This is a genomic window from Oceanobacillus alkalisoli (assembly GCF_021556485.1).
Classification (GTDB): Bacteria; Bacillota; Bacilli; order Bacillales; family Amphibacillaceae; genus Oceanobacillus; species Oceanobacillus alkalisoli.
The window spans coordinates 57,381-76,557 of record NZ_JAKGBW010000003.1; the positions used below are offsets into that span (position 1 = coordinate 57,381).

At 40.2% G+C, this 19,177-nt stretch carries 17 protein-coding genes; 2 read left to right on the plus strand and 15 right to left on the minus strand.

Annotated elements, in window-relative coordinates; translation table 11 throughout:
- Nucleotides 1-41 precede the first annotated feature (41 nt).
- From tkt to LZD48_RS04215, 3 genes are all read right to left on the minus strand, one after another.
- A complete protein-coding gene (gene tkt, locus LZD48_RS04205) occupies nucleotides 42-2,042 on the minus strand; it encodes a transketolase (RefSeq protein ID WP_255770526.1) in 2,001 nt (666 codons plus the stop codon).
- A gap of 101 nt (nucleotides 2,043-2,143) precedes the next feature.
- Entirely contained in the window at nucleotides 2,144-2,377 is a 234-nt protein-coding gene (locus LZD48_RS04210) for a DUF896 domain-containing protein (protein WP_235761488.1), read from the minus strand.
- Between the two features lie 177 nt (nucleotides 2,378-2,554).
- Nucleotides 2,555-3,211, minus strand: coding sequence for a YneB family resolvase-like protein (locus tag LZD48_RS04215; RefSeq protein ID WP_235761489.1), 657 nt, complete (start codon nucleotides 3,209-3,211; stop codon nucleotides 2,555-2,557).
- A gap of 290 nt (nucleotides 3,212-3,501) precedes the next feature.
- Here LZD48_RS04215 and lexA point away from each other — a divergent pair, with 290 nt between their 5' ends.
- Entirely contained in the window at nucleotides 3,502-4,125 is a 624-nt protein-coding gene (gene lexA, locus LZD48_RS04220) for a transcriptional repressor LexA (protein ID WP_235761490.1), read from the plus strand.
- A 170-nt stretch (nucleotides 4,126-4,295) separates the two neighbouring features.
- On the opposite strand, the gene glnA is transcribed toward lexA, so the two are convergent.
- The 9 genes from glnA to mutS all read right to left on the minus strand — a co-directional run bounded on the left by glnA (nucleotide 4,296) and on the right by mutS (nucleotide 15,836).
- Nucleotides 4,296-5,633: a type I glutamate--ammonia ligase gene (gene glnA, locus LZD48_RS04225; RefSeq protein WP_235761491.1), complete on the minus strand. Its 1,338-nt coding sequence runs from the start codon at nucleotides 5,631-5,633 to the stop codon at nucleotides 4,296-4,298.
- A gap of 57 nt (nucleotides 5,634-5,690) precedes the next feature.
- Nucleotides 5,691-6,935 (minus strand): methionine gamma-lyase family protein, encoded by a 1,245-nt coding sequence (locus LZD48_RS04230; RefSeq protein WP_235761492.1) that lies wholly within the window; start codon nucleotides 6,933-6,935, stop codon nucleotides 5,691-5,693.
- Between the two features lie 9 nt (nucleotides 6,936-6,944).
- Entirely contained in the window at nucleotides 6,945-8,177 is a 1,233-nt protein-coding gene (hflX, locus tag LZD48_RS04235; protein WP_235761493.1) for a GTPase HflX, read from the minus strand.
- Nucleotides 8,178-8,191: 14 nt separating this feature from the next.
- Nucleotides 8,192-9,106 carry an AAA family ATPase gene (locus tag LZD48_RS04240; RefSeq protein WP_235761494.1) on the minus strand — a complete coding sequence of 305 codons (915 nt, stop codon included), beginning with the start codon at nucleotides 9,104-9,106 and terminating at the stop codon, nucleotides 8,192-8,194.
- A gap of 468 nt (nucleotides 9,107-9,574) precedes the next feature.
- Entirely contained in the window at nucleotides 9,575-9,799 is a 225-nt protein-coding gene (hfq, locus tag LZD48_RS04245) for an RNA chaperone Hfq (protein WP_235761495.1), read from the minus strand.
- Between the two features lie 38 nt (nucleotides 9,800-9,837).
- A complete protein-coding gene (miaA, locus tag LZD48_RS04250) occupies nucleotides 9,838-10,773 on the minus strand; it encodes a tRNA (adenosine(37)-N6)-dimethylallyltransferase MiaA (protein WP_235761496.1) in 936 nt (311 codons plus the stop codon).
- Between the two features lie 18 nt (nucleotides 10,774-10,791).
- Nucleotides 10,792-11,241 carry a Dps family protein gene (locus LZD48_RS04255; RefSeq protein ID WP_235761497.1) on the minus strand — a complete coding sequence of 150 codons (450 nt, stop codon included), beginning with the start codon at nucleotides 11,239-11,241 and terminating at the stop codon, nucleotides 10,792-10,794.
- Between the two features lie 61 nt (nucleotides 11,242-11,302).
- A complete protein-coding gene (gene mutL / locus LZD48_RS04260; RefSeq protein ID WP_235761498.1) occupies nucleotides 11,303-13,129 on the minus strand; it encodes a DNA mismatch repair endonuclease MutL in 1,827 nt (608 codons plus the stop codon).
- Nucleotides 13,130-13,253: 124 nt separating this feature from the next.
- Nucleotides 13,254-15,836: a DNA mismatch repair protein MutS gene (gene mutS, locus LZD48_RS04265; protein WP_235761698.1), complete on the minus strand. Its 2,583-nt coding sequence runs from the start codon at nucleotides 15,834-15,836 to the stop codon at nucleotides 13,254-13,256.
- 302 nt (nucleotides 15,837-16,138) lie between these two features.
- Here mutS and cotE point away from each other — a divergent pair, with 302 nt between their 5' ends.
- Nucleotides 16,139-16,714 carry an outer spore coat protein CotE gene (gene cotE / locus LZD48_RS04270; RefSeq protein ID WP_235761499.1) on the plus strand — a complete coding sequence of 192 codons (576 nt, stop codon included), beginning with the start codon at nucleotides 16,139-16,141 and terminating at the stop codon, nucleotides 16,712-16,714.
- 61 nt (nucleotides 16,715-16,775) lie between these two features.
- Here cotE and LZD48_RS04275 read toward each other — a convergent pair whose 3' ends face one another.
- The 3 genes from LZD48_RS04275 to LZD48_RS04285 form a co-directional block, all read right to left on the minus strand.
- Nucleotides 16,776-17,186 carry a YlbF/YmcA family competence regulator gene (locus LZD48_RS04275; RefSeq protein WP_235761500.1) on the minus strand — a complete coding sequence of 137 codons (411 nt, stop codon included), beginning with the start codon at nucleotides 17,184-17,186 and terminating at the stop codon, nucleotides 16,776-16,778.
- Between the two features lies 1 nt (nucleotide 17,187).
- Nucleotides 17,188-18,744 carry a tRNA (N6-isopentenyl adenosine(37)-C2)-methylthiotransferase MiaB gene (gene miaB, locus LZD48_RS04280; RefSeq protein WP_235761501.1) on the minus strand — a complete coding sequence of 519 codons (1,557 nt, stop codon included), beginning with the start codon at nucleotides 18,742-18,744 and terminating at the stop codon, nucleotides 17,188-17,190.
- 147 nt (nucleotides 18,745-18,891) lie between these two features.
- Nucleotides 18,892-19,152: a stage V sporulation protein S gene (locus LZD48_RS04285; protein WP_156856452.1), complete on the minus strand. Its 261-nt coding sequence runs from the start codon at nucleotides 19,150-19,152 to the stop codon at nucleotides 18,892-18,894.
- Nucleotides 19,153-19,177 lie beyond the last annotated feature (25 nt).

The window sequence follows — 19,177 nt, forward strand, 5'->3', positions numbered from 1 at the left end:
GTGTTTAGAGATCCGTTCTTCTTAATTGAATCTAGTTAACCTTAGTTGTTAACAAGTTTTTCAGTAAGTTGAACGACATTTTGGACAGTAAAGCCATATTCTGCTACAACGGTATCTCCAGGAGCGGATGCACCGAAGCGGTCAATCGCTAGGATATCGCCTTCTGCTCCTGTGTAACGGTCCCATCCAAAAGATGCGCCCATTTCTATACCAAGTCGTTTTGTAACATTCTTAGGAAGTACACTTTCTTTATATGCTTCGTCTTGTTTGTTAAAGCGATCCCATGATGGCATGCTTACAACGGAGACGTCAATTCCTTTTTCTTTTAGCGCTTTTTGTGCTTCTACAGCAAGCTGTACTTCAGAACCTGTTGCTAGAAGTAACGCATCTGCTGTTTCTTTCTCAGCTGCACTTACAACGTATGCACCCTTCTTCACGCCTTCATAAGCGTTCTTGTCTGTGCCCGGAAGAGTCGGTAAATTTTGTCTTGTAAGGACAAGCGCTGTCGGCTCATCTTTAGACTCTAAAGCAAGTCTCCATGCTGCAGCAGTTTCATTTGCATCTGCCGGACGGATTAAGGAAAGGCCTGGCATTGCACGTAATGCTGCAAGATGTTCAACCGGCTCGTGAGTTGGTCCATCTTCTCCTACTGCAATCGAGTCATGGGTAAACACATATGTTACTGGTGTCTTCATGATTGATGCAAGACGGATGGATGGGCGCAGGTAATCACTGAACACAAAGAACGTTCCACCGTAGACTTTCAGACCGCCGTGAAGTGCCATACCGTTTAAGGCAGCACCCATTGCGTGTTCACGAACACCAAACCAGATGTTGCGTCCAGCATAATTTGCTTTCGTAAAGTCACCTTCATCGTCCATCATTGTTTTGTTTGAACCTGCTAAGTCTGCACTACCTCCGAAGAATGTAGGAACTGCTTTAGCAATAGCATTTAACACTTCACCAGAGGAAGCACGAGTTGCAAGGGAGCTTCCTTCTTCAAATACAGGAATAGCTTCTTCCCAATTAACTGGAAGTTCGCCGTTCATAGCTTGTTCCAACTGTGCTGCTTCTTCCGGATATTTTTCCTTATACGCAGCGAATTGGTCATTCCAAGCATCTTCAGCTTTCTTACCATCATCTTGGATCTTCTCTTTGAAATCAGCGTACACTTCTTCCGGTACGTTGAATTCTTCGTGAGCCCATTTGTAATACTCTTTCGTAAGTGTTACCTCATCTTTACCTAGTGGCGCTCCGTGGGATGCGGCAGAGTTTGATTTGTTCGGAGAGCCGTATCCGATAATCGTTTTCACTTCAATTAAAGTAGGCTGATCCGTGTTTGCTTGCGCTTCCTTAATTGCTGCTCGGAGCGCATCCACATCATTACCATCTTCAACACGGATTACTTGCCAGCCATATGCTTTGAAACGGCTTTCTGTATCCTCTGAGAAGGATCTGTCAAGTTCACCATCTAAAGAAATATCGTTTGAGTCATATAAAACAATTAATTTATCTAAGCCAAGGTGGCCAGCTAGAGAAGCCGCCTCATGCGAGATACCTTCCATCAAGTCACCGTCGCTTACAAGTGCGTACGTATAATGATCGACGATGGATGCATCTTCTTTATTAAATCTAGCAGCAAGATGTTCTTCTGCCATCGCCATACCAACGGACATCGCAATACCTTGTCCAAGTGGGCCAGTTGTTGCTTCTACACCATCTGTGTCGAGAACTTCCGGGTGACCTGGTGTACGGGAATTCCACTGACGAAAGTTTTTCAAGTCATCAATTGTAACATCATAGCCTGAAAGATGTAAAAGACTGTATAAAAGCATCGATCCGTGTCCAGCAGATAAAACGAAACGGTCACGGTTAAACCATTTTGAGTTTTTCGGATTATGATTCATAAAATCAGTCCATAGCGTGTAAGCCATAGGCGCAGCACCCATCGGCAAGCCGGGGTGACCGGAATTAGCTTTTTCAATCGCATCGATGGAAAGCGTGCGGATCGTGTTAATTGATAGTTGTTCAATATTAGACATAATTATCTCCTTTCAAAATTCCACTATAGTATGTATCTATTTACTATTCTATAATGAATGTGCAAACTTCACAAGCAAATTAAGTCGATTGCCTAAACAAATTAATGTTTTTCATTCCTTTTTTGCATATCTTTCACTTTGAGCGGGGTAACGTCATTACCTGCCGGATCAATAATTTTAACGGTTTTCAACTGATTTGTGAATGAACCGCGGATGTTTTGCAAATATTCTTCCCGGAGCTGTTTTTGCTCCGATTTCTCTTTTTCAGTTAGACCGGATGTTTTGGATTTCTTTGCAAGCTCGTTAATTCGTGCAAGTTTTTCTTTCGTTAACATCAATAAACCTCCTTTATCGTTTCCTTTAAGAGGGTATTTAAAGTATTATCTAGATTATAATACTACCCTACTGCGCAACATAATAACAGAATTTATATTGTATTTTTGTGATTTTCCCCTTCCTTTATAATGCATACAACAAAAAAAGACAAGTATTACAACTTGTCATTTGTGAGGTTATTTATTTTGAGGGTCGCTCTCTTGTTCGTACTCCTGATAACGACGATGAACCGTTGCTTTTGAGATAGTATAACCCAAGCCATTTAATGTACTTGTAATTTCCCCGAAAGTGAGTTTTTTCTCGCGAAGACGTACAATTTCCTCAAGTGGTACTTCCAATCTTTCTCTCCCTGGCGCTTTGCTGATGTTTTTTAAATTATTTCTTGGATTATATCCTTCTTTTACCGCTCGCTGCATGCCTCTTTTGATTTTTAAATTATGAATTTTCCTTTGGTATTCTTCGACGATACCGACAATCTGTAAAACCATAGAATCTGATTCTGATAGTTCCAGCTCCCCGTCATGAATTGCGGTGTAGATTAATATATGCAACTTTTGCAATTGATGAAACAAAGCAATTTTCGTATTCCCTCTTCCTAGTCTCGTTTCATCTTGAATTAATAGACATTCCGCTTTCTTATTTGAAAAATATTCAAGCATCTCGAAAATCCCATCTCTATTAATTTCATAACCGCTCACCTGCTCTTCAATACAAGTAACAACTTCTAATCCTTGCCGGACAGCTAGTTCATACAATTCTTCCTTCTGTCTAGCTAATGATGATTCCTGTTCTTTTTTCTCTGTGCTCACTCTGCAATAGATGACTGCTTTCACGATTCAATTTCCCCTTCTTAGTCGATTAGGCATTGGCAATGAGAGAGAAATACAAGAATACCAAAGTTAAGATGAAACCGATAGTAAAAAATATATCTTCTTTGGAAAACTTAGCAAATAGTCTATTTAGCATTACAGAATCCTCCTGTTTTTTCGAACCTTTGTTCTTAGAACATATTATCGCACGAACAAATGGTCCTGTCAATGTTTTTTTCGAACGAATGTTTGCATAAACTTTCCTCAAGTGATAAACTAGTAATAATAAATCCTATGTAAGAGGTGATAAATAGATGACAAAAGTTTCTAAAAGACAACAGATGATTTTAGATTTTATAAAAGACGAAGTTCATGCAAAAGGTTATCCACCATCCGTTCGGGAGATTGCTGTTGCAGTCGGTCTTGCATCCAGTTCGACCGTACATGGACATTTGGAAAGGTTAGAAGCGAAAGGGTTTATCCGTCGTGACCCGACTAAACCAAGAGCCATTGAAATATTAGATCAAGACGGTGAAGGTAATATCCCGAAAAATCAAGCCCGTTATGCTCCAGTAATCGGAAAAGTTACTGCTGGAATCCCGATTACCGCTGTTGAAAATATTGAAGAATATGTTCCAGTTCCTAGCTCCCATGCGAGTTCGGACGATAATTTATTTGTTCTAGTCATTGAAGGCGAAAGTATGATTGAAGCAGGGATTCTTGAAGGTGATATGGTGATTGTAAAACAGCAAAACATGGCTGATAATGGAGATATCGTTGTAGCAATGACAGATGATGACGAGGCAACCGTCAAACGTTTCTTTAAAGAAGAAAAAATGATTCGCTTGCAGCCGGAAAATGCTACGATGGAACCATTATTTTATGAAAAGGTTAGTATTTTAGGTAAAGTCATTGGATTGTACAGAGATATACATTAAAAAACATCTGATCTTCGCATTCAGTGCAAAGATCAGATGTTTTGTTTACTAGATTAGGAAACGATGTGCTAGTGCAAACGCTCTTCGGTGGAACGAGTAATCGCAGTCCCAAATATTGCGAAAAGAATCGCGTTTTAACCTGCAAGGGCGCTTGCGCCCTTGTTCATTGATTAATAGGATGTTAGGTACTGTTCGCGTTCCCATGGATGCACCGTATTATTAAACATGCGCCATTCAAATTCTTTTGCTTCTACATAATTTTCATAGAGATGTTCTCCCAACGCCTGAATGATGACAGAGTCCTTCTCCATCTCATCTAATGCTTCTTTCAATGTAGCTGGTAAATCTTTCACGCCACTTTCTATTCTTTCTTTTTTCGTCATTGCATAAATGTTTTGGTCAACTGCTTGAGGCGGTTGCTTTTTATGTTCAATTCCATCCAGTCCTGAAGCAAGTAGGACAGAGAGTGCCAAATATGGATTGGATGCCGGGTCAACACTGCGCACCTCAACTCTCGTACCCATCCCTCTTGAACTTGGTATTCGTAGTAATGGACTCCGATTCGAACTGGACCAAGCTACATAACAAGGTGCTTGGTAACCTGGCACGAGCCGTTTATATGAGTTTACAATTGGGTTTGTTACTGCGGTGAAGTTCGTCGCATGTTCCAAAAGTCCTGCGATAAATTGATATGCCACATCTGTTAATTGGCGTTCGCTCGCTTCATCAAAAAATTTATTTTCACCATCTTTAAACAGAGACATATTGACGTGCATTCCTGAGCCATCTACACCAAATAATGGTTTTGGCATAAATGTCGCATGGAGATTATGTCTTCTTGCGACCGTTTTAACGACGAGTTTAAATGTTTGGATATCGTCTGCATGGCGTACGGCTTCTGAATATTCAAAGTCGATTTCATGCTGCCCTGGTGCCCCTTCATGGTGCGATGCTTCAATTTTAAAACCCATTTCTTCCAGCTCCAGTACGATATCTCTTCTGCAGCTTTCCCCGAGATCCGTCGGTGCAAGGTCAAAATAACCTCCATGGTCATTCAATTCAAGAATTGGTTCACCTTTTTCATTTAGCTTGAATAAGAAAAATTCCGGTTCTGTACCAATATTAAATGTATCATAGCCTAGCTCTTCCATACGTTTCAAGTTTCTTTTTAAAATATAACGGGGACATCCAGAAAACGGTGTTCCATCAGCATTGTAAATATCACAAATGAAACGGGCGACTTTTCCTTTATCAGATGTCCACGGAAAAACAACAAAGGAATCTAAGTCCGGATATAAATACATGTCTGATTCTTCAATTCGCACAAAACCTTCAATTGAAGAACCATCAAACATCATCTTATTGTTTAACGCTTTATCCAATTGACTAAGTGGTATTTCCACATTTTTAATCGTTCCAAGAATATCGGTAAATTGCAGTCTTATAAAGCGGACATTTTCTTCCTTTATCTTTTCTTTGATCGCTTCCTTTGTAATTACGGTTCCCAACTAAATCTCCTCCAGCTATTAGTTTGGATGTTAAAGCCATCCAAATATTACTATACCCTATTCGACAAGGAGAAAACCTTTTTTCTCAAGTGCAGTGACGGCACGCGTTAAGGCAAGTTTAACATGGGAATAAGTAAGCCCTCCTTGAACGTAAGCCGTGTAAGGTGCACGGATTGGTCCATCTGCAGAAAGTTCGATACTCGAACCTTGAATAAATGTTCCGCCTGCCATAATGACTTTATCTTCATAGCCTGGCATTTCGCTAGGATAAGGTGTCACGTAAGCATTTACCGGAGAGTTCTCCTGGATTGCCTGACAAAATGCAATCATCTGATCTGCGGTATCAAATGTGACGGATTGAATTAGATCAGTACGTTTGCTTTGATACGCCGGGGTCGTCGTAAATCCAGCCAATTCCAAAAATCGCGACGTGAATATCGCTCCTTTTAAAGCTTCACCGACAACATGAGGTGCAAGGAAAAAACCTTGAAAGAGCTCTTGCAGCATGTTTAATGTTGCTCCACTTTCTTTTCCTAATCCGGGTGCTGTTAAACGGTTGGCACATTGTTCGACCAAATGTTCATCTCCTACGATATATCCCCCGGAACGAACAATGCCTCCTCCTGGATTTTTAATAAGGGATCCAGCCATCAAGTTTACCCCTACATGTGTCGGTTCCAGTTCTTCCACAAATTCACCGTAACAATTATCAACAAATACGATGACGTCTTCTTTTATTTCTTTTACAAAATCGACCATTTCTTTAATCTCTGCTACAGTAAAAGAAGGACGATCATCATAACCTTTGGAACGCTGGATACCAATTACTTTTGTATTTGTCTGGATTTTTTGACTGACAGCAGCAAAGTCAACAGACCCGTCTTCCCGTAAAGCGACTTCTCCATAATCGATTGCGTACTCTTTTAATGACCCAGGTGTATTCCCTCTTTTACCGACTACTTCCTCAAGCGTATCATACGGTTTTCCCGTAATATATAAAAGTTCATCTCCTGGCCGGAGCACGCCAAATAAGGCGGTCGAAATCGCATGTGTACCGGAAACAAGCTGAGGACGGACGAGCGCATCTTCTGTCCCGAACACATCACGATATACTGCCTCAAGTGCTTCTCTTCCCATATCATCATACCCATAGCCCGTTGTTGAATTAAAATGACTGTCACTCACCCGATTTTCAATAAAAGCATCAAGCACACGTTGCTGATTGTTTTCCACTATTGTATTTACTTGTTCTTTTAAAACTTTAATGTCTTGTTCTGTCTGATTGATTAAGTCCATAAGCATGTTCCTTCATTACTCCTTTAATCTGTTTATTAATGCATGATTCTCCCGGATGTACCCTTTAATATGGTAACGATTATCTGTTTCATCAAAGGATTTATCAGTAAGGATTGCTTCCTGCTCCAACTGAACCATCAACCTGCCTTCATTTGGCTCAAGCGCGATATGAAAAGGCAGCCACACTTTTTCAAGCATCTCTTCCATTTTTCTTAAAGTGGATTGCATATCCTCTTCCTCATAAGCTGAAACGATAGCGTATGGGCGTTCATGGGCAATAAAATCGTCCTCAAGCAAATCTTTCTTATTATAAATATATAGCATCGGCAGCTGGTCTGCATCCAACTCGCGTAGCAATTCCCCCACTGTTTCAATATGTTGCTCATAATCCACGTGCGATGCATCGATTACATGCAAAAGAAAGTCTGCTTCTGCAACTTCCTCCAACGTGGAACGGAATGCAGCAATGAGCGACGTAGGGAGATCCTGAAGGAAACCGACTGTGTCCGTTATTAATGCCTGGAAGCCGGATGGCAATACAATTTTACGTGTTAATGGATCAAGTGTTGCAAATAACTTATCTTCCTGAAGCGTATGACTATCCGTTAATTTATTGAATAAAGTTGATTTTCCGGCATTCGTATATCCAACAATTGCAATTTGAAAGATAGCATTATCCCTTCTGCGCTTCCGGTATTGTTCACGTTGCTTCACAACGAGCTTTAGGCGATTTTTAATATCACCGATTCTGCGCCGTATGTGCCGGCGATCTGTTTCTAATTGTGTTTCTCCAGGGCCTCTTGTCCCAATTCCACCACCAAGACGGGACAATTCAATGCCCTGTCCCCGTAATCTTGGTAATAAATATTCCAATTGAGCAAGCTCAACTTGCAGCTTCCCTTCCTTTGTCTGAGCTCGTTGTGCAAAGATGTCTAAAATCAGCTGGCTCCTATCAATGATCCGTACTCCTAAATAATTATTTAAATTTCTTAATTGGCCGCTTGACAATTCATCATTGGAGATGACAAGATCGATTTCCTTCGCTTCAACCTCAGCTTTAATCTCTCGCAATTTGCCTTCTCCAAGGTAGGTTGCCGGGTGGATATGGTTACGATTTTGCGTGAATATCCCCTCCACTTCCCCGCCCGCTGTATTACTTAATGAGATTAATTCATCCAACGAAGACTGGAAACGTTCCTGTAATTGTTCCGGTTTTCTTACTGCAATAACAATAATTTTTTCTGCCATACGTTACCTCTCTTTTACTCCTGCTCAAATTTAATATCTGAAGCGGTAATCTCCATTAGCCGTTCTGGCTGATAATTTTCCGTTTGAACGAGGCGGTATGCCTGTAACCGGATTGCCTGCTCCATCAAGTTCCGTACCGAACGGGCATTGGCAAAATGTCTGCCTTTTGCTGCTAATTGATGATATAAATAATCCCTTAGCTTCCGGTCCGCTTCTATTGTTAATTGATATTCCCTTATTCTAACCATTTGATGTGCTATTTCCATTAATTCATCCAATTTATAATCTGGAAAATCCAGGATAAATGGAAACCGCGATTCAAGTCCTGGATTCGTTGAGAGAAACCGTCCCATTTCATAAGGATATCCTGCAAGTATAAGAACAAAATCCTTATGACCATCTTCCATATGTTTTACAAGCGTGTCAATCGCTTCTTTACCAAAGTCCTTTTCCCCGCCACGTGCAAGGGAATAGGCTTCATCGATAAAAAGTATGCCACCCATCGCCTTTTCAATTAGCGCTCTTGTTTTTTGCGCTGTCTGTCCGATGTATTCTCCAACAAGGTCAGCTCGTTCCGCTTCGATAAAATGCCCTTTCGAAAGTATCCCGAGTTCAACATATAATTTAGCAAGTCTGCGGGCAAGTGTCGTCTTTCCCGTTCCTGGATTACCTTTGAATAACATATGCAGTACTTGCTCATTGGAAGAAAGCCCTGCTTCCTTTCTCTTTTCATTAATAAGTACCGTTGCATAAACTTGCTTAATGGTTTTTTTAATTTGTTTAATCCCGACAAACGAAGCAAAAGCTTCCTCTATTTCTTGGAACTGTTTATTAAAACCGACTGAGCGCTTTCTTTCAATCTGAGGTAGAGTATCCTGCAAAACAATATTGATCCGGCCATTCCGGCTCGCTCTCATTTCCGTTTCCATATACTCACTCCTTCGTCATCCCAGTATACGTAATGATACATAAAAGGTGACAAACGCCCAAAATTCAAAGGCGGAAGCGCCCTTACGGGGTAAGTACACAATCGTCTTCGCAACACCTGTACTAGCACATCCAGTAGTCGCAGCAACGTACAAACTGTGCCTCCCAGGAAGGGGCCTACTTAATCGAACCTCCTTTTTACCGGAAGGGAGATAAAGGAAACTCAGGCGACGATAGTGAGTTGATGTCGACTTTCACCACAAGGGTATAAGTGCGACTAAGCCTCTGGCTGAAGCCAATCGGCAAGTCTTCTTTATAGATCGGAGGATGGTGAAGTTTGATAGTTGCTGGGCGCAGAGCGGACGTGGCTAGTGCTAGGAACTATAGTTAGCCACAGCATTTTTTAAATTTTCCAAGCTATAAAGGAAGTCTCATTAGAAAACGGATGCCGGTAGCAGCATCCGTTGTGATTACTCATTTTCTAAATTAACATTTTTTACAGGCGCAAAAGTTGATATTGCGTGTTTAAAAATTAACTGCTGCTTTCCGTCGGTTTCCAGTAAAACCGTAAAATTATCAAATGCTTTGATAATCCCCCTTAATTGAAACCCATTTGTTAGAAAGACAGTAACCGAAGTGTGGTTCTTTCTCAATTGATTTAAATAATGTTCTTGAATGTTGACATTTTGTGCCATGGTACTTCCTCCCTTTTTCTATCTATATACTCTTAATTCTACTTCATTTTCAATATTCCTGCTATCTTTTGCAAAATCATTGTAAATTTTTCACTTTTTTGTTCTGGGGTGATGGGAAACCACTTCACCGGCAATTGATTTCTAAACCAGGTAAATTGCCTTTTCGCATAACGTCTTGAGTTTTGCTTCAGCTTCTCGATTGCTTTATGGAGATCTTCTTTCCCCTCTAAATAGGGGATGAATTCTTTATAGCCAATTGCCTTCATTGCTTGTGTGTCTTGATAACCTGCCCGGTAAAGCGTTGTAACTTCTTCCAGCAGGCCTTCTTCCATCATCATATCCACACGCTTATTAATTTGTTCATATAGTGCTGTTCTTTCCATTTCAAGACCGATAAACAACGTATTGTATTTCGGTTCTTTTTTCTGTTCTCTCTCCCAAGCTGTTTTCGTTTTCCCGGTAGTTTCATATATTTCGAGTGCACGAATTACACGGCGATGATTATTCGGATGAATCTTTTTTGCCTGCTCCGGGTCGACCTCTTCAAGACGGCGGTAAATTCTGCTGATTCCTTCTTCTTTTGCTTCTTGTTCCAACTCCTGGGTTCTATACTCATCCCGAGGGATGTCAGGGAAGTTATAATCGAATAACGCAGCTTGTATGTATAAACCGCTGCCGCCTACGAGGATTGGCAGGCGGTTCCTTGCGGTGATTTCTTCGATTGTTTTTTCCACATCTGCTTTATAGGAAGCTGCCGAATATTCTTCAGCTGGATTTTTCATATCAAGCAGATGGTGCGGAATGCCTTCCATTTCTTCTTTACGAATTTTAGCCGTACCGATATCCATCCCTTTATACACCTGCATCGAGTCACCACTTATAATCTCACCTTGCAAATGTTTAGCAAGGAAAATACTGAGTGATGTCTTCCCGACAGCAGTTGGACCAACAACCGCTATGACTGTTTTCTTCATCGTATTACCCCTAGATTGTTATTTTTCTTCTTGGTAGCTCCGGAGCATCCACAGCTCTTCCTCGAATATCGCCAATTGTTCAATCAGCAAATCATTCGTCGGCTCATCAGCAAATTCGGCTGTTAGTGCAAGGCCGATTTCTCTTATTTCATTTGCGACTTTTTCAAAATCATGAATGAGCTGGGCTATTATTTCCTCTTCTGTATCATCCGCATTCGCTTCTTCAAGCGTACCTTGCTTTAAGTACATACTCATTGTTGCCAGCGGCTGGCCACCGATCATCATGATTCGTTCTGCAACTTCATCAAACTGATTTGCTGAACGATTATAGAGCTCTTCAAAATGTTCATGGAGACGGAAGAAGTTCTTTCCTCTAATGTACCAATGGTAGCGATGGAGCTTCACATACAAAATAAAATGATTGGATAGCATTTGGTTCAAAAAATTAATTAACGATTGATTATCCAATGCTGTTCACCTCATGCATTTTTTCTTACTAGTTTACTCCAATCACGTGCTTGTTATACCTTTACATGCTTCTTTTGAACATTTTCTCAAGTTCATAGCTCGAAAAGTGAATAATAATTGGTCTTCCATGAGGACAAGTAAATGGATCTGTTGTCGTCCTTAAGTCTTCAATTAAACGGAACATATCATCTTTTGTTAAGTGATGATTTGCTTTTATGGATCGTTTACAAGCCATCATAATCGCAGCTTCTTCACGGATACGACCAATATTGATTTTTTCATCTTTCATAATTTGCTCAATGATATCACGTATGACATCTTCTTCAAACCCTTTCGGAAACCAGTTCGGGCAGGAACGAATAATATATGTTTTCTCGCCAAATGGTTCAAAATAAAGTCCAACCTTTTCCAAATCCTCTTTATAAGCTTCGATAAACAATGCTTCTTGATTCGAAAACTCAAAGGTTAACGGGATGAGCAGTTGCTGTGAATCATTAGCTGGTTGACCTAGTTTATCCCTGAAGAATTCATATTTGATTCGTTCCTGGGCAGCATGCTGGTCAATCATATAAAAACCTTCCTCATTCTGCCCGAGAATGTATGTACCGTGTAATTGGCCAATTGGGTAAATCAATGGAATCCGCATTTTTCTTGGCGCTTCCATTTCCTCTTTCTGTATCGGCTCGAAATAGTCTGATTCAGAAGGTTGTCGCCGCGGTAATGCTTCTTCCTGTTGCTCGACCGATTCCATAGGAAATGGTTCTATTTCTCTTGTTGTTTCCTTAATAATTGTTTCTTTCTGCACCGGCTGCTTATTATCTTCCTTAGGTGTTGAAAATATAAACTGCTCTTGAGTCAAATGCTGTTTTTCTTGTGGTTGTTTATATTCGATTTCCGGTATTAATGTCTCTTGTCTTAATGCAGTTCGTATCGTTTGTTTCACAGATTCATAAAGTTCTTTATCCTTGCTGAATCTGACTTCCAGTTTCGTCGGGTGAACGTTCACGTCAACTAAAATGGGATCCATATTTATTTTCAAGACAACAAGTGGGAACTTTCCAATTGTAAGCATCGTATGGTAGCCGTCGATAACCGCTTTTGCCAGTGGATAATTTTTAATATAGCGGCCATTAATGATGGTCGATATGAAATTACGGGATGCCCTTGTCACTTCCGGTCGGGCGATATACCCTGTGATTTCATAATCAAGAGACTCATGATGGACTGGAAGCATTTTCCGTGCTACTGACATGCCGTATACTTGAGCGATAACCTGTAATAAATCCCCGCTGCCGGAAGTTTTAAATAATGTTCTTCCATTATGGATCGCCTCGAAGCGAATTTCCGGATAAGATAATGCAAGCCGGTTTAGTAAATCCGTAATATGACCTAATTCCGTATGGAGACTTTTCATATATTTCAGCCGGGCCGGTGTATTATAAAATAATTGTTCGACTGTTATTTCAGTTCCTTTTCTTGCATCACTCTTATTCCGTTCGACGACCTCGCCGCCTTCAAGAGCTAAGATTGTTCCTGCTTCTTCTCCAGTTGATGTTTTTAAGGTTAGTTTGCTGACAGCGGCAATACTCGCAAGTGCTTCTCCTCGGAATCCAAGGGTCCGCACATGAAATAAGTCCATTTCATTATTGATTTTGCTTGTCGCGTGGGCAAGAAAAGCCCGTTCGCTATCAGCATCCGTCATTCCATCCCCATTATCCGTCACTTTAATACGGGTAATTCCAGCTTCATCCAGATCAATTTTTATAAACGTACTACCCGCGTCAATACTATTTTCCACCAACTCCTTTACAACAGATGCAGGACGTTCGACTACTTCACCTGCTGCAATTTTATTCGCCAGTTCGGTTGGCATCTGTTTTATTTTCATAGAAACATCCTTTCCAACATTAAGCCTTCCGTTATTTTATCACGTATTAACGGTTCGTAATCGCGGATTCCGTTCCACTAACAGTCAATGGGGGGAGGCAAGGAACCACCCACTGACTGAAGTTTCACTTTATCTTTTTTTGGAGGTGATACAATGCATTCATCGCTTCCATCGGTGTCATTTCAAATAAGTTTAGTTCTTCTAATTCATCAATTACTTGCTTATCTTTTTTGGAAAACTTACTTTCCTTTTCAGGTTCAGGCGATTTTTCTTCTATAAAAAAGGAAAGTTGGCCAGCTTCCATCTTCTCTGTTACCGGTTCGTAATGAGCACCCTTTTCCAATTCCGTAAGAATCGTTGTCGCCCGCTCAATCAATGCTTCTGGAAGTCCAGCAAGCTTGGCAACTTGAATTCCGTAACTCTGGTCTGCTGAACCTTCTCTAATCTGATGGAGAAATACAACATTTCCTTCATATTCTTCAGCTCGCACATGAATATTCTTTAACTGGGGAAGTGTCTCTTCCATCGCGGTCAGCTCATGATAATGCGTAGAAAATAATGTCTTCGCTTCAATATTATGATGAATGTACTCTACAATCGCTTGAGCAAGCGCCATTCCATCATATGTACTCGTCCCCCGCCCAATCTCATCGAGCAGGATTAAACTGCGATCGGTCGCTTTGGCGAGCGCATGATTTGCTTCAAGCATCTCCACCATAAATGTACTTTGCCCGGAAACAAGGTCATCAGCTGCGCCAATTCTTGTAAATATCTGATCAAAAATAATTAGATCGGCTTCATCGCACGGAACAAAACAACCGATTTGCGCCATGATAACCGTCAGTGCCAGCTGCCGCATATACGTACTCTTCCCGGACATGTTCGGACCGGTAATTAATAGAATACTATTTTCCTTATCCAAATGAACGTCATTCGGAACAAAGGTCCCTTCTGTCATCACTTGCTCTACTACTGGGTGACGGCCATTTTTAATCGATAACTCTTCTTTAACAAAGCGCGGTCTTGTATAGTTGTTTGCTTCACTAACCGCTGCAAAGGATTGTAGCACATCGATCTGACTAATATGCTCCGCAAGTTCCTGGAAAAGTGGGATATGACTTTTCATCTTATCCCGAATTTCAACAAATAAATTATGTTCCAGCTCAATACTTTTATCTTCTGCTTCAAGGATAATTGTTTCTTTTTCCTTTAATTCTGGTGTGATAAACCGTTCTGCATTCGCTAAAGTTTGCTTTCGCTCATACCGTCCTTTTGGTAAAAGATGCAGATTCGCTTTCGTAACTTCAATATAATAGCCAAATACTCGGTTATAGCCGATTTTTAGCGATCGGATATTAGTTTTTTCCTTTTCTTTTTGCTCTAATTCAGCAATCCATTGTTTGCCATTTCGTGATGCATCCCGGTACTCATCTAGTTGGGCATTATACCCATCTTTAATAATATCCCCTTCTGTAATCGATGCAGGCGGGTCATTTATAATACTTTGCTCAAGCAGAGCAACTATCTTCTCTGGATAGAAGAGTTCATCCGCTAATTCTTTCATCTCTTCATTTGGGAATTGATAGAGAATTTTTTTGATTTCAGGGATATTTTGTAAAGATCGTTTCAACTGAATAAAGTCGCGTGCATTCACATTTCCATAAGCAATTCTTGCGGCCAATCTTTCCATATCATAAACGGATTTTAAGGCTTCTCTTAGCATATCCCTTTCCATAAACCCATCGTAAAATGCTTCAACAATATTCAAGCGTCTTTCGATGAGTGTTTGTGTTAACAATGGCCGCTCCAACCACTTTTTCAATGTACGGGATCCCATCGCCGTGATCGTTTGGTCAAGCACCCATAACAAGCTGCCGTGTTTTCCTTTTTTGATAATCGTTTCTGTTAATTCAAGATTACGTTTGGAAAACATATCGAGAGATAAATAATTCTTTAACTCGATAACAGTAGCCTGTTGTAAATGGTCGAGCGAACGTTTCTGAGTCTGCTGAATATAGTTAAGCAACCGGCTAAAGGCAGTCATCAGACGTTCATCATTTAAGTTTTCTGCTAAATCACGATACTCTCCGTTGAATGTAATCTCATCCTGAAAAGATAAGGTAATCTGTAACTTTTCCTTTAACTGAGCTTGTAAATCCTCTTCCAAGGAAGATGATATAACAATTTCCTTAATTGGCTGATTATATAATTCATGTAGAACTGCTTCCCAGCCTGCTTCAATAAGCGTTACGCGGTTTTCACCAGTAGATAAGTCATTATAAACGACGACATAAGATCCATCATTGAAATGCGAAAGGCTACAGAGATAATTATTCTCTCCTTCTTCAAGCATTGATTGGGACATAACCGTTCCTGGAGTAATAATCTGAACGACTTCTCTTTTCACTACGCCTTTTGCTGTTTTCGGGTCTTCTACTTGTTCACAGATTGCTACTTTATAGCCTTTATCAATTAAATTTTTTATATAATTTTCTGCAGAATGATAAGGAACGCCGCACATCGGTATTCCTTCACTTTCACTTTGCGATCCTCTTTTGGTTAATGTTATTTCGAGTTCTCTTGCCGCTTTTATTGCATCATCATAAAATAATTCATAGAAATCACCTAAGCGGTAAAATAAAAATGAATCTTGGTGAGCGGCTTTTATTCTTAAATATTGTTCCATCATTGGTGTGTTCTTCGCCATCATTAATCCTCCAACATATCCGAAATCTTCTCCAGCCATTATAGCATAGATTAATAACTTCACTCTAACCCGCTGACTTTTATTTCTTATGAACGACTGATAGAAAACCATCGTACTTCTCCAGCTCCGCAGCCCCCCCATACACCTTCGCTTTACCCGGGCACCTGATGATCATCCAGCAGAACGGTTTTGATTTAATTCATTTTTAATGCTAGGTTATTATTTAATGATTTTGGAAGTATGCACTTTAGGTGTTTGCCATGCATAAAATGACTATGAAAAAAGAGGAGGTAAATACAGCTATGTCTTTTCTAAAAAAAGATTATAGAGAAATCATCACGAAGGCAGTTATCGGGAAAGGACGTAAGTTTACAAAGGAATCCCATACGGTTACTCCCCCTAATCGTCCCTCGAGTATTCTTGGGTGCTGGGTGATTAATCATTTATACCATGCAAAAATGAAATCTACGGACAGTGTAGAAATAAATGGCAGCTATGAGATAAATATCTGGTATTCCTTTAATGATAATACGAAGACACAGGTCGTTACAGAAAAGGTAACATATCGGGATATTGTGCCCTTATCCATTAAAGATGAAAATTGCCTAAATGATGATTTCGATGTCATTGCTAAAGTGTTGCAGCAGCCAAATTGCCTGGAATGTAAAATTGAGAAGAAAGGGAATAAAATTGTTGTTGAGGTGGAAAGAGAATTCATTGTGCAAGTAATCGGCGAAACGAAGCTACTTGTAAAAGTGGATCCGACTTGGGATGCGGAGAAGTTAGAAGATGAAGACGACGATGAAGTATGGGGTCATGATGTGACGGATGATGAATTAGAAGATGTCCAAACAGATTTCATGCATACTAAAGATTAAGCAATTTCCCAAGCGGAGAGATAAAAAAACCAAGCAATCTATTTATGCTTGGTTTTTTTAGCTATTCCGTTAATGTTGATCCCGTTTTCCCCTCTAGTACATTGCCGCCTGTTCCTTCAATAATGCGGTTTGTTACTTCCCGGGAAATCGTTGTAGATACAAGTTGTAAGACATCGTTTACTGTCACTTGAAGTTCCTTGAATTCTGATACGACCGGGATACCGTCCAACTCACTTTGTAAACGATCCAGTTGTTCCTCCACACGAGCTAATGCTTCTTTTTTATCGTAAGCCTGTAGATTCACAGCCTGTTTTTGTAAAGCTTTAATTTTTGTAATGAGTGTTTGGATTTTTGTACTTGCATTTATTTTAGCTTCCAGTTCTTTAAAACGGTCGATTTCTTCCGTATTTGCCAGCATTTCTGCTAGGTTTTTTGCCGCATCAAGTACTTCTTTCCTTGAATATTGTGCCATGTTACTTCACCTCAATTTTACTTTCTGCCATGATACCATCTAAAGACCAGGTTTTTGCTTCGGTAATTTCCACTTCCACAATCTGACCGATTGTTGACCTCGGTCCTTTGAAGTTCACAAGCTTATTTTTCTCTGTATATCCTGCGAGAATATCAGGATTTTTCTTACTTTCACCCTCAACGAGTACTTTTACTGTTTTTCCTTCATATTTCCTCATTGATTCTGCAGATTGTTTATTCACAAGTTCATTTAAACGATATAGACGTTGTTTTTTCACATCTTCTGGTACATCATCTTTTTTCCTTGCAGCTGGAGTTCCTTCGCGTGGAGAGTAGATAAACGTGTATGCAGCTTCAAAACCGACTTCTTCCATCAATGTCATTGTCTCTTCAAACTGTTCATCTGTTTCGTTCGGGAATCCAACAATGATGTCAGTCGTCAAGGTTACATTTGGAATCGCTTTTTTAATTTTGCGTACAAGCTCCAAATACGCTTCTCGTGTATATTTACGGTTCATTTTCTTCAGTATTTCTGAACTGCCGGATTGGACCGGTAAATGAATGTGATCGAGCAAGTTGCCGCCCTGGGCTAATACGTCGATTAGATGATCATCAAAATCTCTTGGATGAGATGTTGTGAACCGGACCCTCGGGATATCGATTTTATGAATGTCATTCATTAAATCGCCAAACGTATAATCCAAGTCATCGAAATCTTTACCGTAGGCGTTCACATTTTGACCGAGCAAGGTAACTTCTTTATACCCTTGGGCTACAAGATGCCTCACTTCCTGAATAATATCTTCAGGTCTTCTGCTGCGCTCTTTTCCTCTTGTCATCGGGACGATACAATACGTACAGAACTTATCACAGCCATACATGATGTTAACCCAGGCCTTGATTTTCCCTTTACGGGCTTTCGGAAGGTTTTCAATGATATCGCCTTCGGTAGACCAAACTTCGACGACCATTTCTTTTCCGAACATCGCTTCTTTAATCAAGTGGGGTAATCGGTGAATATTATGTGTTCCAAAGATGAGATCAATATGCTGATGTTTCTTTAAAATACGATCAACAACCGATTCTTCTTGAGACATACATCCACACACACCGATAATAAGGTCCGGATTTTCAAGTTTTAATGGTTTTAAGTGACCAATTTCCCCGAACACTTTATTTTCCGCATTTTCCCGGATGGCACATGTATTTAATAAGATGATATCTGCTTCATTTACATCTTCTGTTGCAGTATAACCCATTTCCATAAATATTCCAGCCATTACTTCTGTATCATGTTCATTCATTTGACAGCCATAGGTGCGAATTAAAAATTTACGACCCTCACCCGCCGTTTGCATATCCTCAGGAATGGAAAAATCATATTTAAATTGAACTTCTTCTTTCCTTCTCTTTCTAGCCTTTTTAATGTCAGGGGTCTGCGGGGTGTAATTGGTATGGAAATACTTTGTGATCATCTCTTCACTGGACGTTTGTTTAATCCGTTCGAAATTGTCTTCTGCATTAATTTGTGCCTGCTGCTTTCGCTCTTGTTCGTTCATCTCGACTCTCCTTTCAATGAGTACTTCTATGTATAAGTTTACAACATAATAAGTATAAGGGTTCTCCATAAATTTAACAATATATACTGCGAAACTGCAAATAAAAACCTTCCTTGATTAGAAGGAAGGCGTATGAGTTCTGTTTAATTACCTTGGTTCTACGATTAATTTAATTGCAGTTCTTTCTTCTTCATCAATTTTGATATCGGTGAATGCCGGTATACAGATGAGATCTACTCCGCTCGGCGCGACGAATCCTCTTGCAATGGCTACAGCTTTTATTGATTGATTCAATGCTCCTGCACCAATCGCCTGAATTTCTGCAGTTCCTCTTTCACGGAGCACATTTGCGAGGGCCCCTGCTACTGAATTTGGATTAGATTTTGATGAAACCTTCAATACTTCCATTAGTAGTACCTCCCTTACCTCAGTT

Coding starts and splice junctions, on each gene's coding strand:
- tkt (WP_255770526.1), bottom strand. CDS start 2,042: ATGTCTAATATTGAACAACTATCAATTAACACGATCCGCACGCTTTCC.
- LZD48_RS04210 (WP_235761488.1), bottom strand. CDS start 2,377: ATGTTAACGAAAGAAAAACTTGCACGAATTAACGAGCTTGCAAAGAAA.
- lexA (WP_235761490.1), top strand. CDS start 3,502: ATGACAAAAGTTTCTAAAAGACAACAGATGATTTTAGATTTTATAAAA.
- LZD48_RS04230 (WP_235761492.1), bottom strand. CDS start 6,935: ATGCTTATGGACTTAATCAATCAGACAGAACAAGACATTAAAGTTTTA.
- hflX (WP_235761493.1), bottom strand. CDS start 8,177: ATGGCAGAAAAAATTATTGTTATTGCAGTAAGAAAACCGGAACAATTA.
- LZD48_RS04240 (WP_235761494.1), bottom strand. CDS start 9,106: ATGGAAACGGAAATGAGAGCGAGCCGGAATGGCCGGATCAATATTGTT.
- hfq (WP_235761495.1), bottom strand. CDS start 9,799: ATGGCACAAAATGTCAACATTCAAGAACATTATTTAAATCAATTGAGA.
- miaA (WP_235761496.1), bottom strand. CDS start 10,773: ATGAAGAAAACAGTCATAGCGGTTGTTGGTCCAACTGCTGTCGGGAAG.
- mutL (WP_235761498.1), bottom strand. CDS start 13,129: ATGAAAATAAAACAGATGCCAACCGAACTGGCGAATAAAATTGCAGCA.
- mutS (WP_235761698.1), bottom strand. CDS start 15,836: ATGGCGAAGAACACACCAATGATGGAACAATATTTAAGAATAAAAGCC.
- cotE (WP_235761499.1), top strand. CDS start 16,139: ATGTCTTTTCTAAAAAAAGATTATAGAGAAATCATCACGAAGGCAGTT.
- LZD48_RS04275 (WP_235761500.1), bottom strand. CDS start 17,186: ATGGCACAATATTCAAGGAAAGAAGTACTTGATGCGGCAAAAAACCTA.
- miaB (WP_235761501.1), bottom strand. CDS start 18,744: ATGAACGAACAAGAGCGAAAGCAGCAGGCACAAATTAATGCAGAAGAC.
- LZD48_RS04285 (WP_156856452.1), bottom strand. CDS start 19,152: ATGGAAGTATTGAAGGTTTCATCAAAATCTAATCCAAATTCAGTAGCA.